A 15,336-nucleotide genomic window follows, 5' to 3' on the forward strand; every position below is an offset into this window, starting at 1 on the left:
GAAAAAACACAAAGGTTGATCATGGAAATCTCAAAGGCGGAAATCACTTCCGCGGCAGCCGCATCCTCCGCGATGGGCAATCAAACGCAAGAACTCATGGGCGCCGAAGTGCTGGTCAAGGCACTGCAGGCCGAAGGCGTCCAATATGTCTGGGGCTACCCGGGCGGCGCGGTTCTCTATATCTACGACGCGTTCTACAAGCAGGACACCATCCAGCACGTGCTGGTGCGCCATGAACAGGCCGCTGTGCACGCTGCCGACGGCTACGCGCGGGCTACCGGCGAGGTCGGCGTGGCGCTGGTCACTTCCGGCCCCGGCCTGACCAACGCGGTCACCGGCATCGCGACGGCCTACATGGACAGCATCCCGATGGTGATCATCTCGGGCCAGGTGCCGACTGCGGCAATCGGGCTCGACGCGTTCCAGGAATGCGACACGGTCGGCATCACGCGGCCGATCGTCAAGCACAACTTCCTCGTCAAGGATCCCAAGGATCTGGCCATCACGATGAAGAAAGCCTTCCACATCGCACGCAGCGGCCGTCCCGGCCCGGTGGTCGTAGACGTGCCGAAGGACGTCTCGTTCAAGAAGGTCACCTACAGCGGCTATCCCGAGAAGATCGAGATGCGCTCGTACAACCCCGTTCGAAAGGGGCACGGCGGCCAGATCCGCAAGGCGCTGCAACTGCTGCTGACGGCCAAGCGGCCCTACATCTACACCGGCGGCGGCGTGCTGCTCGGCAACGCGACCAACGAGCTGCGCACGCTGGTCGACCTGCTCGGCTACCCGGTCACCAACACCCTGATGGGACTGGGCGCCTATCCGGCGAGCGACCGCAAGTTCCTCGGCATGCTCGGCATGCACGGCACCATCGAAGCCAACAACGCCATGCAGAACTGCGACGTGCTTCTGGCGGTGGGCGCGCGCTTCGACGACCGCGTCATCGGCAACCCGAAGCACTTCGCACAGAACGAACGCAAGATCATCCACATCGACATCGACCCGTCGAGCATCTCGAAGCGCGTGAAGGTCGACATCCCGATCGTGGGTGACGTGAAGGACGTCCTGACCGAACTGATCTCGATGATCAAGGAAAGCACCACGCGTCCGGATGCGGGGGCGCTCGCGAGCTGGTGGGACACTATCGAAGGCTGGCGCAGCAAGGACTGCCTCAAGTACGACCGCGGCAACAAGGACGTGATCAAGCCGCAGTACGTGGTCGAGACCCTCTGGAACATGACCAAGGACGCCGACACCTACATCACGTCGGACGTCGGCCAGCACCAGATGTGGGCCGCGCAGTACTACCGCTTCGACGAGCCGCGCCGCTGGATCAATTCGGGCGGCCTGGGCACGATGGGCGTCGGCATTCCCTACGCCATGGGCATCAAGCTCGCCAAGCCGGAATCCGAGGTGTTCTGCATCACCGGCGAGGGCTCGGTGCAGATGTGCATCCAGGAACTTTCGACCTGCCTGCAGTACAACACGCCGATCAAGATCTGCTCGCTGAACAACCGCTACCTTGGTATGGTCCGGCAGTGGCAGGAAATCGAATACTCGGGTCGCTACAGCCATAGCTACATGGACGCGTTGCCCAACTTCGTGAAGCTCGCCGAGGCATACGGCCACGTCGGCATGCTGATCGAGCGCCCGCAGGACGTGGAGCCGGCGCTGCGCGAGGCGCGCAAGCTCAAGGACCGTACGGTGTTCATGGACTTCCGCACCGACCCGACCGAGAACGTGTTCCCGATGGTCAAGGCGGGCATGGGCATCACCGAAATGCTGCTCGGCTCCGAGGACCTCTAACCTGTCGAAAAGCCGGCCCGCGGCGCGGACCGGCCCGTTGTTCAACTTACTTCCGACGAATCTATTGCCCGCCAAGCCCGCGCATTACCGTGCGCGGGGGAGGGCGGCGAAAAGAGGAGTCTGCTTGCCATGAAACACATCATTGCCGTGCTGCTCGAGAACGAGGCCGGTGCACTCTCCCGCGTCGTGGGCCTCTTCTCTGCCCGCGGCTACAACATCGAATCGCTTACCGTCGCTCCCACCGAGGATGCCAGCCTGTCGCGAATGACCATCGTCACCGCGGGTTCCGACGACGTCATCGAGCAGATCACCAAGCATCTCAACCGGCTGATCGAGGTCGTGAAGGTCGTCGACCTGACCGAAGGCGCCTACACCGAGCGCGAGCTCATGATGGTGAAGGTGCGTGCAGTCGGCAAGGAGCGCGAGGAAATGATGCGCATGGCCGAGATCTTCCGCGGCCGCATCATCGACGTGACCGACAAGAGCTACACCATCGAGCTCACTGGCGACCACGGCAAGAACGACGCGTTTCTCGAAGCCATCGATCGCGGCGCGATTCTCGAGACCGTCCGTACCGGCGCCAGCGGTATCGGCCGCGGCGAGCGCATCCTGCGCGTTTGAATATCTGTCCCACATCCACCGAATCTACGAAGGAGAAATCATGAAGGTCTACTACGACAAGGACGCTGATCTGAGCCTGATCAAGGGCAAGACGGTTGCAATCATCGGCTACGGCAGCCAAGGCCATGCGCACGCGCAAAACCTGAACGACAGCGGCGTGAAGGTCATCGTCGGCCTGCGCAAGGGTGGTGCTTCCTGGCCGAAGGTCGAGAAGGCCGGCCTGAAGGTCGCCGAAGTGGCCGATGCCGTGAAGGCGGCCGACGTGGTCATGATCCTGCTGCCCGACGAGCAGATCGCCAACGTCTACAAGAACGACGTCGCCCCGAACATCAAGGAAGGCGCTTCGCTCGCCTTCGCGCACGGTTTCAACGTTCACTACGGTTTCGTGCAGCCGCGCGCCGACCTGGACGTGTGGATGGTCGCTCCCAAGGCGCCCGGTCATACCGTGCGCAACACCTACACGCAAGGCGGCGGTGTGCCGCACCTGATCGCCGTGCATGCCGACAAGAGCGGCAAGGCGCGCGACCTGGCGCTGTCGTACGCCACGGCCAACGGCGGCGGCAAGGCCGGCATCATCGAGACCAACTTCCGCGAAGAAACCGAAACCGACCTGTTCGGCGAACAGGCGGTGCTGTGCGGCGGTACCGTCGAGCTGATCAAGGCGGGCTTCGAGACGCTGGTGGAAGCCGGCTACGCGCCCGAGATGGCGTACTTCGAGTGCCTGCACGAGCTGAAGCTGATCGTCGACCTGATCTATGAAGGCGGCATCGCCAACATGAACTACTCGATCTCGAACAACGCCGAGTACGGCGAGTACGTGACGGGTCCACGCATCGTGACCGAAGAAACCAAGAAGGTCATGAAGCAGGTCCTCAAGGACATCCAGACCGGCGAATACGCCAAGAGCTTCGTGCTGGAAAACGCGGGCGGCGCGCCCACGCTGATCAGCCGCCGTCGCCTGAACGCCGAGCACCAGATCGAGGTGGTCGGCGAGAAGCTTCGCGCGATGATGCCCTGGATCAAGAAGAACAAGCTGGTCGACCAGACCCGCAACTGATCGGACCTTTCCGACGCGACGAGGGCCACCCATGCGGTGGCCCTTTTCTTTCTGGGCGCGGGAGCGCCTGAACTACACTGCGACCGATGCGTTCGACACCCTCCATTGCCATGAATCAGACAGCCCTTTGCGCCGCGAAGACGTGCGCCGGAGGCCGATCGCATGCATGACGACACGATCCCGGACGACGTCGCGCCGCGCAAGCGCCGCAAGGGCATCTACATCCTGCCGAACCTGTTCACCCTGGCGGCCTTGTTCGGCGGGTTCTATGCCATCGTGATGGCGATGAACGCGCGCTTCGATCTCGCGGCGCTCGGTGTGTTCGCCGCCATGATCCTCGACAGTCTCGACGGCCGGGTTGCGCGCATGACGAACACGCAGAGCGCGTTCGGCGAGCAGATGGACTCGCTGTCGGACATGGTGTCCTTCGGCGCCGCGCCTGCATTGATCGCCTACGAATGGTCCTTGAAGGGGCTGGGTCGCTGGGGATGGATCGCGGCCTTCGTCTACTGCGCATGCGCGGCTCTGCGGCTTGCGCGTTTCAACGTCAATACCGGCGTGGTCGACAAGCGCTGGTTCCAGGGCCTGCCGTCGCCGGCCGCGGCGGCATTGGTGGCGGGCTTCATCTGGCTCATGACCGAATGGGGGCGACGCGGCGGCGAGGTTCTCTACCTCTCGTGGCAGCAGATCACGTGGATCACCTTCGGCTTCACGCTCTATGCGGGCCTGTCGATGGTGACCAATGCACCGTTCTACAGCTTCAAGGACATTCAGATGAAGCGGAGCGTGCCTTTCGCGGCGATCGTGCTGATCGCGCTCGGCATCGCGGTGGTCAACATCCACCCGCCAACGGTGCTGTTCGGCATGTTCGTTGCCTACGGTCTCAGCGGCTACGTCGTCTACGCTTGGCGCAAGGCCAAGGGCCAGCAGGTGAGCGTCATCAGCATCTCGACCGACGAACCCGACGAGCGCGGGCTCCACAACTGATTCGGCTGTGCTACATTTCACGCCTCCCATGAACAAGATTTCGCTGGCCCTACTACTGATCCCCTACGGGCGGAGTCGGTAGCGCGCGCGCAAATCCCTCACCACGGCCCGTTCGCACCAGCAACGGGCCGTTTTGTTTTGGGGTTGCTGGTTGATCCAACCACAGCGAGAAATATCAGATGTTGAAGCAACCCAACCTCAAGTACCGTGCCTTCGCACCGGTCGGCCTCAAGGACCGCACCTGGCCCGACGCCGTGCTGACCCAGGCTCCGATCTGGCTGTCGACCGACCTGCGCGACGGAAACCAGGCGCTGGTGGAGCCGATGGACATCGCCCGCAAGATGCGGATGTTCGAGACACTGGTGGCGATCGGCTTCAAGGAAATCGAAGTGGGCTTTCCGTCCGCTTCCCAGGTCGAGTTCGACTTCGTGCGCAAGCTGGTCGAGGAAGATCGAATCCCTGACGACGTGACGATCCAGGTGCTCACCCAGGCGCGTGACCATCTGATCGAGCGCACTTTCGAGGCCTTGCAAGGCGCGCCGCGCGCGATCGTGCATCTGTACAACGCAGTGGCGCCGATCATGCGCAGGGTGGTGCTCGGCATGGACGAGGACCAGATCGTCGAACTCGCGACCACGCATGCGCGCATGTTCAACGCGTTCGCCGCCAGGCAGCCGAACACCCGCTGGACCTTCCAGTACTCGCCGGAAATGTTCTCGGGCACCGATCTCGCATTCTCGAAGCGGGTAGTCGATGCCGTCACCGAAGTCTGGGCGCCGACGCCGGCGAACAAATGCATCATCAACCTGCCGTCGACCGTCGAGCATTCGACGCCGAACATCTTCGCTGACATGATCGAGTGGATGCATCGCAATCTGGCGCGCCGTGAAGCGATCGTGCTGTCCGTGCATCCCCACAACGATCGCGGCACGGGCACAGCGGCCGGCGAGTTCGCGTTGATGGCAGGTGCCGATCGCATCGAAGGCTGTCTCTTCGGGAATGGCGAACGCACTGGCAATCTCGACCTGGTCAACGTGGCGCTCAACCTGTACACGCAGGGCGTATCGCCTGAACTCGACTTCTCGAACATCGATGAGATCCGCGCGACGGTCGAACACTGCAACCAGTTGCCGGTGCATCCGCGCCATCCGTACGTCGGCGACCTCGTCTACACGTCATTCTCCGGGTCGCACCAGGACGCGATCAAGAAGGCCTTCGGTGCGCGAAAGGAGGGCGATATCTGGGACATGCCCTACCTGCCGATCGACCCGAAGGACGTCGGCCGCAGCTATGAAGCGGTGATCCGGGTCAACAGCCAGTCGGGGAAGGGCGGCATCGCCTATCTGCTCGAAAGCGAATACGGGCTCGAGATGCCGCGTCGCCTCCAGATGGAGTTCAGCCAGACCGTGCAGCGCGTCATGGACGTCGCGGGCAAGGAACTGACCGCGGCCGATCTCTGGGCGCTGTTCGAGCGCGAGTACGGCCTTCGTGACGCGACCGGTCCCCAGCATCGTGTGCTCGAAGAGCAAGGGGAGGGCGCGGAGGCCACCGTTGTGCTGCGTGCCGATCTCCCTTGGGAGGGTGAAATCCGGCCGATCGAGGGTCGAGGCAACGGTCCGATCGACGCCTTCATTCACGCCCTGGCCGGCGCGACAGGACATTCGATCCGCGTGATCGACTACCACCAGCATGCGATCGGTGCCGGCGCGGACGCCCAGGCCGTGGCCTACCTCGAACTGCGCGTCGACAGTTCTACCACGCTGTTCGGCGTCGGAATGGATGCGAACATCATCTCGGCGTCTCTGAAGGCTATCGTTTCCGGGTTGTCTCGGGCACGGTCGCAGGGTGCACGCAGCGCACAATCGGTGGCTGAACCGGTTTGATGCGCTGAGGCCCCATGCCCCGCCTCGGCGGGGCAGCAAGAATCCAAGGAGATCCACGATGGCTGACAAACTGATCATTTTCGACACGACCTTGCGCGACGGAGAGCAATCGCCGGGCGCTTCCATGACCAAGGACGAAAAGCTGCGCATCGCCCGCCAGCTGGAGCGGCTTCGGGTCGACGTGATCGAGGCCGGCTTCCCCGCCAGCTCGAACGGCGACTTCGACGCAGTCGCGGCCATCGCCAACGCTATCAAGGATTCGACGGTATGCGGCCTGTCGCGCGCCAACGACCGGGATATCTCGCGCGCGGCCGAGGCGCTCAAGGGCGCCGCCAACGGGCGCATCCACACCTTTATCGCGACGTCTCCGCTGCACATGGAAAAGAAGCTGCGGATGACGCCGGACGAAGTGTTCGAGCAGGCCAGGCTGTCCGTTCGCTTCGCGCGCAACTTGATCGCCGACGTCGAGTTCAGCCCGGAAGATGGCTATCGCAGCGATCCCGACTTCCTGTGCCGGGTGCTCGAAGCCGTCATCAACGAAGGCGCCACCACGATCAACGTGCCGGACACGGTCGGCTATGCCGTTCCGGAACTCTACGGCAACTTCATCAAGTCGCTGCGAGAGCGCATCCCGAACAGCGACAAGGCCGTCTGGTCGGTGCATTGCCACAACGATCTCGGCATGGCGGTGGCCAATTCATTGGCGGGGGTGAAGATCGGCGGTGCCCGGCAGGTCGAGTGCACGATCAACGGCCTGGGTGAACGGGCCGGCAATTGTTCGCTCGAGGAGATCGTCATGGCGGTCAAGACCCGCAAGGACTATTTCGGCCTCGAGCTCGGCATCGACACCCGGCATATCGTGGCGGCGAGCCGCATGGTGAGCCAGACGACCGGTTTCGTGGTCCAGCCCAACAAGGCCGTCGTGGGCGCCAATGCCTTCGCACATGCCTCGGGCATCCATCAGGATGGCGTGCTGAAGGCGCGCGACACCTACGAGATCATGCGCGCGGAGGACGTTGGCTGGAGCGCCAACAAGATCGTGCTGGGCAAACTGAGCGGACGGAACGCCTTCAAGCAGCGCCTGCAGGAGTTGGGCGTGACGATGGAGAGCGAAGCCGACATCAACGCTGCGTTCGCACGCTTCAAGGAACTGGCCGACCGGAAAAGTGAAATATTTGACGAAGATATCCTCGCATTGGTCAGCGACGAGGAGCTCTCGCACGTTGGAGAGCAGTTTGGCTTTGTATCCTTGTCGCAACATAGTGAAACAGGTGAGCGTCCTCAAGCCCGTGTCGTGTTCACGGTGCAGGGCAAGGAAGTCACGGGGGAGTCCGATGGAAACGGGCCAGTCGATGCGTCATTGAAGGCGATCGAGTCCCATGTGAAAAGCGGTGCCGAGATGGTGCTCTATTCGGTCAATGCGATCAGTGGATCGACCGAGAGCCAGGGGGAAGTGACTGTGCGATTGCAGAATGCCGGGCGTGTTGTCAACGGCGTGGGGGCGGACCCCGACATCGTGGTCGCGTCCGCCAAGGCTTATTTGAGTGCGCTCAACAAGTTGCAGAGCCAAGCTGAGAGAGTGGCGGCACAAGGTTGAGATTTACGAGGATCCTTGTATTCGTTTGAAGAAAAGGATGCAAGTAACTGATATTGCGTGTCTTTTTTGAATTCGATAAACTGCGGTTTCCTTACTTCGCCGCTGGAGAGTCATTAATGCCCGAAGCCCGTTCCCACCGAGTTTCAAGCCAGCGGTTCCTTCCCGCATTTCGCCTTGTCGCCGTCGCGCTTTGCGCCACGGCGTTTTTGCTGCCTTCGGCCTTTGCAGCCAAGAAAGAGCCGGCCAAGAAAACGGCCGTCAGCGCCGACAGCAAGCGCAAGACAGCCGCCGTTCCCAAACGCACCACCTCGGCGGACAAGAGTGAACGCGTCGTCAGCGGCGGTCGCAATGTGGTTGCATCCATCCGTCAGAAGAACGGCAAGACTGTCGTGGCCGTGCAACGTCGCTCGGTCGTTCGTGTTGCAGAAATGCCTGCGCGCCAGTCGTTCGGCCAGTTGGCCGGCCTGCACAGCACCGAAGACGCGTTGGACCTGAAGTCCAGCGTGGCCCTCGTGATCGACCAGGACACGCACGAGGTCCTTCTCAGCAAGAACGACCATGCCGTTCTCCCGATCGCATCCCTGACCAAGCTCATGACCGGCTTGCTCATCAGCGAGGCGCAACTGCCTTCTGACGAACTGATCACGATCACGCAAGACGATGTCGACACCGAAAAGGGAAGCCGTTCGCGACTGACGGTGGGTTCGACCCTCCCGCGCGGCGAACTCCTGCACCTTGCGCTCATGTCGAGCGAGAACCGCGCTGCGCACGCGCTGGGTCGGACCTATCCGGGCGGCCTGGCCACGTTCGTGAGCGTGATGAACGCGAAGGCCAAGATGCTTGGCATGAAGGACACGCGCTACGTCGAGCCGACCGGCCTGTCCAGCCGCAACCAGTCCAGCGCGCAGGACCTCGCCTTGTTGGTGAATGCAGCGTATGCCGACGCCACGGTGCGTCAGCTTTCCACTTCGCCGGAATACCAGGTCGAAGTCAACAATCGCGTCCTGCAATTCAACACCACGAACCGGCTCGTGAAGAGCCCTGACTGGGATATCGGCGTGCAGAAGACCGGGTACATCTCGGAAGCTGGTCAATGCCTCGTCATGCAGGCGAAGATCGCCGGGCGCAAGTTGATCATGGTGTTCCTCGATTCGGCAGGCAAGCTCAGCCGTATCGGCGACGCCGAACGCGTCCGTCGCTGGGTCGAAGCCAATCACATGTCGATCCCTGCTGCGCAGCAGAGCGTTGCAGCGCACATCGCTGGCTGAGAAGCCGCGGGCCTCCTGAGGGCCCTGTGATGGGCGATCAGGCGGGCGTCGAAGCGCTGGCCTTGTAGCCAAGGGCGCTGGAGATCTCGTTGGCGGTGGCTTGCAACTTGGGCAACCACCCGTCGTCGAGCCGGTCCGCAGGCGCGGAAATCGACAGGCCCGCGACAAGCTTGCCCTGATCGTCATAGATCCCTGCAGCCATGCAGCGGACCCCCAGTTCGAGTTCCTCGTTGTCGCGTGCGATGCCGTACTGGCGCGCCTTGGAAAGTTCACGCTCCAGCGCTGGCAGCTGCGTGATGCTGTTGCGCGTATGGCCGGCCAGACCGGTACGCGTGGCGTAGCTTCGCACGCGCTGGGGCTCATCCACGGCCAGGAACAACTTGCCCGTCGATGTGAGATGCAGGGGCGCACGCCCGCCGATGGCACGTACCACCTGCATGCCTGAGCGCTCGCTGTAGGCGCGCTCGATATACACGATTTCGTCCCCCTGGCGCATGCTGAGGTTCACCGGCTGCTGCGTGAGCTTGTGCAGCTCACGCATGGGCGTCATCGCAGCGTCACGGACGTTGAGGCGGCCCTTGACCAGATTGCCGAGTTCCAGCAGCCGCATGCCGAGCCGGTAGCTGCCTGCTTCCGGCCGATCGACGAACCGGCCGACGGCCAGGTCGTTCAGGATGCGGTGAGTAGTGGACGGATGCAGGCCCGTCTTTTCGCTGATCTCCTTGAGGGAGATCGCTTCTTCGCGGGATGCGAGGACGTCGATCAGCGAAAACATCCGCTCTATGACCTGGATCACAGGCGTGGCTGGAACGTCGGATTGGGGTTTTCTCATGTGCAACGCGGTTGGATACCGGTCGCGATTTTACTTGGTGAAATCGATTGTTGCCTGCCACCGGCCGTCGATTAGCACTTCGTGCGGCGTGTAACGGGCCTTGTAGTTCATCTTGGCGCTGCCCTCGATCCAGTAACCGAGGTAGACATGGGGCAGCTGGAGCTTTCGCGCCTGCTCGATTTGCCAAAGCACGCTGTAGTTGCCGTAACCCGCGCCGGCCTCTGGCTCGTAGAAGGTGTAGACCGCCGAGAGCCCGTCGTTGAGCACATCGAGGATGGAAACCATCTTCAGCGCGCCGGCACTTCCATCTGGCAGCGTTTCGCGAAACTCCACGAGGCGCGAATTGACCCGGCTCTGGAGCAGAAACTGGGTGTACTGGTCGATGCTGTCGTGATCCATGCCGCCGCCGGCGTGCCTGCCATTCTGGTAGCGCAGATAGAGCTGGTAGTGCTCGGGCACGAAGCAGAGCTTCAGCACGCGTGCCTGCAGGTTGGCATGGCGCGTCAGGACCCGGCGTTGGCTTCGATTGGGGCGAAAGTCGTTCGCGAGCACACGCAGCGGAACACAGGCACTGCACCCATCGCAGTACGGCCGGTAGGTGAACATGCCGCTGCGCCGGAACCCGCTCAGCACGAGGTCCGAGTAGGCGTCGTTGTTGATCAGGTGGCTGGGCGTGGCGACCTGCGAGCGCGCCTGCCGGTCCGGCAGGTAGCTGCACGGATAGGGTGCTGTCGCGTAGAACTGCAGCGTGTGGAGCGGGAGATCCTTGAGGTGCGTCACGTCGTTGGGGAAGGTCGCGCGGACAGGAGTTCGCTCCAGTATAGGGGCTCGAAGCGCCATGCAGGAGCCGTCTTCAGGCGCGCGTGGGCGACGTGCGACACAAAGCGTTGACGCGGCATTTCCCGGGCACCGAGGCTTGCCAGATGAGAGGTGTTTTGCTGGCAATCGATCAACCGGACGCCATGCCGCCTGCAGAAACACACGAGCGCCGCCAGCGCGATCTTCGAGGCATCGGAGCGGCGCGCGAACATCGATTCGCCGAAGACGGCATGCCCGATCGATACGCAATAGAGTCCGCCTGCCAGTTCGCCATCGATCCAGGTTTCGATGCTGTGGGCGTGGCCGGCGCGGTGCAGGGCCACGTAGGCGCGAACCATCTCGGGAAGGATCCAGGTGCCGGTCTGGCCCATGCGTGGCGCCTGCGAACAAGCCGTGATCACCGTTTCGAACCCATGGTCGATTCGAATCTCGCAGCCCTCGGTGGCGCTGAATCGGCTCAGCGTCTTGCGCAGCGACCGGTGCAGCCTGAACCGCCCGACGTCGAGGACCATGCGCGGATCCGGACTCCACCACAAGATCGGCTGGCCTTCGCTGAACCACGGGAAGATGCAGTTGCTGTAGGCCTGCAGCAGGCTTGCGACATCGAGACCGCCGCCGGCGGCGAGCAGGCCGGGCACGGGGTCCGATTCACCCCACGCCAGCGCGGCATCGGGCAAGGGGTCGCCAGGGTCAAGCCAAGGTAGTTGCATGATCGGATGTTTACACGGCTTCACCCTCTGCGACGGGTGCGCGAGCCGAATGTTCCCGAAGCCCATATAGTTGTTCTTGTGCTTGCAACAACTGCTCCAGACAAAGAGGACCACAGTGACCACAGAAACGAATCCCATGCGCTTCGGCAGCGGCCAAGCCGTCAAGCGGCTGGAAGACGAGAACCTCCTGAACGGCACCGGGCGCTACACCGATGACGTCACGCTGGCAGGTCAAGCCTGGCTGAGCTTCGTGCGATCCCCGTATCCCCATGCGCGACTGGCGTCAGTCGACACCACGTCGGCTGCGGCCATGCCTGGTGTGCTGGGGATCTTCACCGGCGCCGACCTGGCCACGGCTGGCGTCAAGCCCATGCCCGGCGCGGCCGCCTTCAAGCGGGCGGATGGCTCGGATTGCGCCACGCCCGCGCGGCGCGCCTTGGCACTCGATCGGGTGCGCTTCGTGGGGGAGCCGGTCGCGGTGGTGGTGGCGGAGACGGCCCGGCAGGCGCGGGACGCAGCCGAGGCCGTCATGGTCGATTACGAGGAACTGCCGATGGTGGTCGACCTCGCGGGTGCCATCGCCGACGGCGCGCCGCTGATCTGCGACGAAGCCACAGGCAACATCGCTGCCGAAATGCGCCATGGCAGCAGCGAAGCGACGGAAGCCGCGTTCGCCAAGGCCAGCCACGTGGTGGCGCTCGATGTGGTCAACCAGCGCGTCGTCGCGCTCACCATCGAGCCGAGGACGGTGCTCGCCGATTTCGACACCGCATCGGAACGGATCACGATCCGCATGAGTACCCAGATGCCTTCGGGCGTTCGCGACTCGATCTGCGACGCAATCGGCCTGCCAAAGGAAAAAGTGCGCGTGGTCGTCGGCGACGTAGGCGGTGGGTTCGGCATGAAGACCGGAGCCTATCCGGAGGACATTGCGGTTGCCTTCGCCGCCCGCGCGCTGCGGCGGCCGGTGAAATGGGTGGCCGATCGCAGCGAGGAATTTCTGGCGACCGCACATGGCCGGGACATCGAATCCCGCGCGGAACTGGCGCTCGACGCGAACGGCAAGATCCTGGGGCTGCGCATCAAGACCCATGCCAACGTCGGGGCGTACGCAACCGGTACCGGCGTCGCGATCCAGTTGCTGATCGGGCCCTGGGTTCAGACCAGCGTCTACGACATCCAGACCATCGACTTCCACTTCAAGGCCGTACTGACCAACACGGCCCCCACCGGCGCCTACCGCGGCGCCGGACGGCCCGAGGCCATCTACACGATCGAGCGCCTGATGGACGAGGCCGCGCGGCAAACCGGCATCGACCGGATCGAACTGCGTCGGCGCAACTTCATCCAGCCGGAGCAGATGCCCTATACGAACCCGATGAAGCAGACCTACGACACCGGCCAGTTCGAATCGGTGATGAACAAGGCGCTTGCGTTGGCCGATTGGCAGGGTTTCGACAAACGCGCGGCTGAATCGAAACGTCAAGGGCGAATGCGCGGCCTGGGCATCGCGACTTTCCTCGAATGGACGGGCGGAAACGTGTTCGAGGAGCGGGTGACTGTCGCGGTTCAGGCCGATGGCGTCATCGAGGTGTTCTCCGCTGTCAATGCGATGGGGCAGGGCATTGCGACCACTCTCGCCCAACTCGTAGTCGACGCGTTCGGGGTGCCCATCGAAAAAGTGCGGATCGTCATGGGCGACACCGACCGTGGCGATGGCTTCGGCAGCGCCGGTTCCCGCTCGCTGTTCACCGGGGGCTCGGCCGTGCGCGTGGGCGCCGAGCGGACCATCGACAAGGCAAAGGAACTCGCAGCGCAGGAACTGGAAGTGTCGGCGGCCGACATCGAATACGCGGCTGGCGTCTTCAAGGTGACAGGCACCGACCTGCAGGTCGACCTGTTCACCCTGGCAGGGCATCAGCCTGAACGCCAGATCTTCATGGATTCGACCTCCACGGTGTCCGGGCCAACCTGGCCGAACGGCTGCCATATCACCGAAGTCGAGGTCGACCCCCCGACCGGCGACATCAGCGTCCTCAGCTATGCCTCGGTCAACGACGTGGGGCGGGTGGTGAATCCGATGATCGTGCGTGGACAGCTCGAAGGCGGTGCGGTTCAAGGCATCGGGCAGGCGCTTTACGAGCAAGTGGTGTACGACGTCGAAACCGGCCAGCCGCTTACCGGCAGTCTCATGGACTATGCGGCGCCGCGCTCGGACATCGTCACCTCGATGTTCCGCATGGAAATGGATGAATCGACGCCATGCAAGAACAACCCGCTGGGCGTGAAGGGCGTGGGCGAACTCGGCACCATCGGTGCAACGCCCGCCATCGTCAATGCGGTGGCGGATGCGCTGGCGCGCAACGGACTGGCCGACCGCACGCCGCACCTGGATATGCCGCTGACCCCGGCGCGCGTCTGGCAACTGATGGCGTCAGCGGGCTGAGCCGCCGGCCGCTCAGAAATCCTCGAGCGGCAAGCCCACGTAGTTTTCCGCGAGCGAGGTCGAGGCAGCACGGGAGTGGACCAGGTAGTCGAGTTCGGCTTCCTGGATCTTCTGGCCGAACTCGCCGGTCTCGGGGAACCGGTGCATCAGCGAGGTGAACCACCACGAGAAGCGCTCCGCCTTCCAGACCCGGCGCAGGCACAGGTCCGAGTAGCGGTCGAGCGCCGATGCCGATTTTTCGCCGTAGAAGATCTCGAAAGCGCGCGACAGGTAGCCGACATCGGCTGTGGCCAGGTTCAGGCCCTTGGCGCCGGTCGGAGGCACGATGTGGGCCGCGTCGCCGGCCAGGAACAGGGTGCCGAAGCGCATCGGCTCCGCCACGAAGCTGCGCAGCGGCGCAATGCTTTTTTCGAGCGAAGGGCCCGTCACGAGCCGGTCGCGGGCTTCCGGATCGAGGCGCAGGCGAAGCTCGTTCCAGAAGGCTTCGTCGCTCCAGTTCTCGACCCGTTCCTCGGTTGGGACCTGCACGTAGTAGCGGCTGCGCGTCGCGCTGCGCATGCTGCACAGCGCAAATCCGCGCGAGGTATTGGCGTAGATCAGTTCGTGCGACACCGGCGGCACGTCGGCCAGCACGCCCAGCCAGCCGAAGGGGTAGATCTTCTCGTAGGTGTGAAGCGATTGCGCCGGAACGCTGGCACGGCTGACACCGTGGTAGCCGTCGCAGCCGGCGATGAAGTCGCATTCGATCTCATGCGTGACGCCATCCTTCTCGTAGCGCACGCGCGGCGACTTCGTGTCGAAGTCGTGAAGGCTTACCTGGGACGCGCTATAGATTGTCGTAAGGCCTTCCGCCTCCCGGGCCGCCATGAGGTCGCGAGTCACCTCGGTCTGGCCATAGACTGTCACTTGCTTGCCATCCGTCAGACCATGCATGTCGATGCGATGGCGGGCACCCTTGAACAGCAGTTCAATGCCCTCGTGCGGCAGGCCTTCGGCCTTGGCGCGCGTATCGACGCCGGCGCGTGCGAGCAGGTCCATCGTGACTTGCTCGAGCACCCCAGCACGGATGCGCCCCAGGACGTATTCGCCGGTCTGCCGCTCGACGATGACGTTGTCGATGCCCGACTTGTGCAGCAATTGGCCGAGCAACAGACCGGCGGGTCCTGCACCGATGATGGCAACCTGAGTTCGCATGTATGTCTCCTGATGGCGTTTCGGCAAGCGTAGGGCGGGGAGGCCGTTTCGGCACATGCCCATGGCACGCTGTGTGCGATCATGAGGCAACCTGCGCGATGATCGCGCAACACTTC

Annotated in this window: 12 protein-coding genes; 8 read left to right on the forward strand and 4 right to left on the reverse strand. The window is 63.3% G+C overall.

Annotated features, from left to right (window positions below):
- Positions 1-21: 21 nt before the first annotated feature.
- From AC1D3B_RS13060 to AC1D3B_RS13090, 7 genes are all read left to right on the forward strand, one after another.
- Positions 22-1,806, forward strand: a complete 1,785-nt coding sequence (locus tag AC1D3B_RS13060; RefSeq protein WP_478191084.1) for an acetolactate synthase 3 catalytic subunit — start codon at positions 22-24, stop codon at positions 1,804-1,806.
- Between the two features lie 129 nt (positions 1,807-1,935).
- On the forward strand, positions 1,936-2,427 hold the full coding sequence (gene ilvN, locus AC1D3B_RS13065; protein ID WP_028253911.1) for an acetolactate synthase small subunit: 492 nt from the start codon (positions 1,936-1,938) through the stop codon (positions 2,425-2,427).
- A gap of 40 nt (positions 2,428-2,467) precedes the next feature.
- Positions 2,468-3,484 (forward strand): ketol-acid reductoisomerase, encoded by a 1,017-nt coding sequence (gene ilvC / locus AC1D3B_RS13070; protein ID WP_478191085.1) that lies wholly within the window; start codon positions 2,468-2,470, stop codon positions 3,482-3,484.
- Positions 3,485-3,646: 162 nt separating this feature from the next.
- Positions 3,647-4,471 carry a CDP-diacylglycerol--serine O-phosphatidyltransferase gene (gene pssA / locus AC1D3B_RS13075; protein ID WP_478191086.1) on the forward strand — a complete coding sequence of 275 codons (825 nt, stop codon included), beginning with the start codon at positions 3,647-3,649 and terminating at the stop codon, positions 4,469-4,471.
- A 179-nt stretch (positions 4,472-4,650) separates the two neighbouring features.
- Positions 4,651-6,354 carry a 2-isopropylmalate synthase gene (gene leuA / locus AC1D3B_RS13080; RefSeq protein ID WP_478191087.1) on the forward strand — a complete coding sequence of 568 codons (1,704 nt, stop codon included), beginning with the start codon at positions 4,651-4,653 and terminating at the stop codon, positions 6,352-6,354.
- Between the two features lie 58 nt (positions 6,355-6,412).
- On the forward strand, positions 6,413-7,951 hold the full coding sequence (locus tag AC1D3B_RS13085; RefSeq protein ID WP_478191088.1) for a 2-isopropylmalate synthase: 1,539 nt from the start codon (positions 6,413-6,415) through the stop codon (positions 7,949-7,951).
- A 116-nt stretch (positions 7,952-8,067) separates the two neighbouring features.
- On the forward strand, positions 8,068-9,219 hold the full coding sequence (locus tag AC1D3B_RS13090; protein WP_478191089.1) for a serine hydrolase: 1,152 nt from the start codon (positions 8,068-8,070) through the stop codon (positions 9,217-9,219).
- 37 nt (positions 9,220-9,256) lie between these two features.
- Here the strand turns inward: AC1D3B_RS13090 and AC1D3B_RS13095 are convergent, their stop codons facing one another.
- From AC1D3B_RS13095 to aat, 3 genes are read right to left on the reverse strand one after another with little or no spacing between them, the layout of a single operon-like run.
- On the reverse strand, positions 9,257-10,051 hold the full coding sequence (locus tag AC1D3B_RS13095; RefSeq protein WP_478191090.1) for an IclR family transcriptional regulator: 795 nt from the start codon (positions 10,049-10,051) through the stop codon (positions 9,257-9,259).
- A gap of 30 nt (positions 10,052-10,081) precedes the next feature.
- Positions 10,082-10,831, reverse strand: coding sequence for an arginyltransferase (locus tag AC1D3B_RS13100; protein WP_478191091.1), 750 nt, complete (start codon positions 10,829-10,831; stop codon positions 10,082-10,084).
- Entirely contained in the window at positions 10,828-11,580 is a 753-nt protein-coding gene (gene aat / locus AC1D3B_RS13105; protein WP_478191092.1) for a leucyl/phenylalanyl-tRNA--protein transferase, read from the reverse strand. Before aat ends, AC1D3B_RS13100 begins: the two co-directional genes overlap by 4 nt.
- Before the next feature lie 115 nt (positions 11,581-11,695).
- Between aat and AC1D3B_RS13110 the strand changes: the two genes are divergently transcribed.
- Positions 11,696-14,026, forward strand: a complete 2,331-nt coding sequence (locus AC1D3B_RS13110; protein WP_478191093.1) for a xanthine dehydrogenase family protein molybdopterin-binding subunit — start codon at positions 11,696-11,698, stop codon at positions 14,024-14,026.
- A 12-nt stretch (positions 14,027-14,038) separates the two neighbouring features.
- On the opposite strand, the gene pobA is transcribed toward AC1D3B_RS13110, so the two are convergent.
- Positions 14,039-15,220 carry a 4-hydroxybenzoate 3-monooxygenase gene (gene pobA, locus AC1D3B_RS13115; protein ID WP_478191094.1) on the reverse strand — a complete coding sequence of 394 codons (1,182 nt, stop codon included), beginning with the start codon at positions 15,218-15,220 and terminating at the stop codon, positions 14,039-14,041.
- Positions 15,221-15,336: the final 116 nt, after the last annotated feature.

Source organism: Variovorax sp. P5_A3 (assembly GCF_056400665.1).

Coding starts and splice junctions, on each gene's coding strand:
- AC1D3B_RS13085 (WP_478191088.1), top strand. CDS start 6,413: ATGGCTGACAAACTGATCATTTTCGACACGACCTTGCGCGACGGAGAG.
- AC1D3B_RS13095 (WP_478191090.1), bottom strand. CDS start 10,051: ATGAGAAAACCCCAATCCGACGTTCCAGCCACGCCTGTGATCCAGGTC.
- AC1D3B_RS13060 (WP_478191084.1), top strand. CDS start 22: ATGGAAATCTCAAAGGCGGAAATCACTTCCGCGGCAGCCGCATCCTCC.
- pobA (WP_478191094.1), bottom strand. CDS start 15,220: ATGCGAACTCAGGTTGCCATCATCGGTGCAGGACCCGCCGGTCTGTTG.
- pssA (WP_478191086.1), top strand. CDS start 3,647: ATGCATGACGACACGATCCCGGACGACGTCGCGCCGCGCAAGCGCCGC.
- leuA (WP_478191087.1), top strand. CDS start 4,651: ATGTTGAAGCAACCCAACCTCAAGTACCGTGCCTTCGCACCGGTCGGC.
- AC1D3B_RS13090 (WP_478191089.1), top strand. CDS start 8,068: ATGCCCGAAGCCCGTTCCCACCGAGTTTCAAGCCAGCGGTTCCTTCCC.
- aat (WP_478191092.1), bottom strand. CDS start 11,580: ATGCAACTACCTTGGCTTGACCCTGGCGACCCCTTGCCCGATGCCGCG.
- ilvN (WP_028253911.1), top strand. CDS start 1,936: ATGAAACACATCATTGCCGTGCTGCTCGAGAACGAGGCCGGTGCACTC.
- ilvC (WP_478191085.1), top strand. CDS start 2,468: ATGAAGGTCTACTACGACAAGGACGCTGATCTGAGCCTGATCAAGGGC.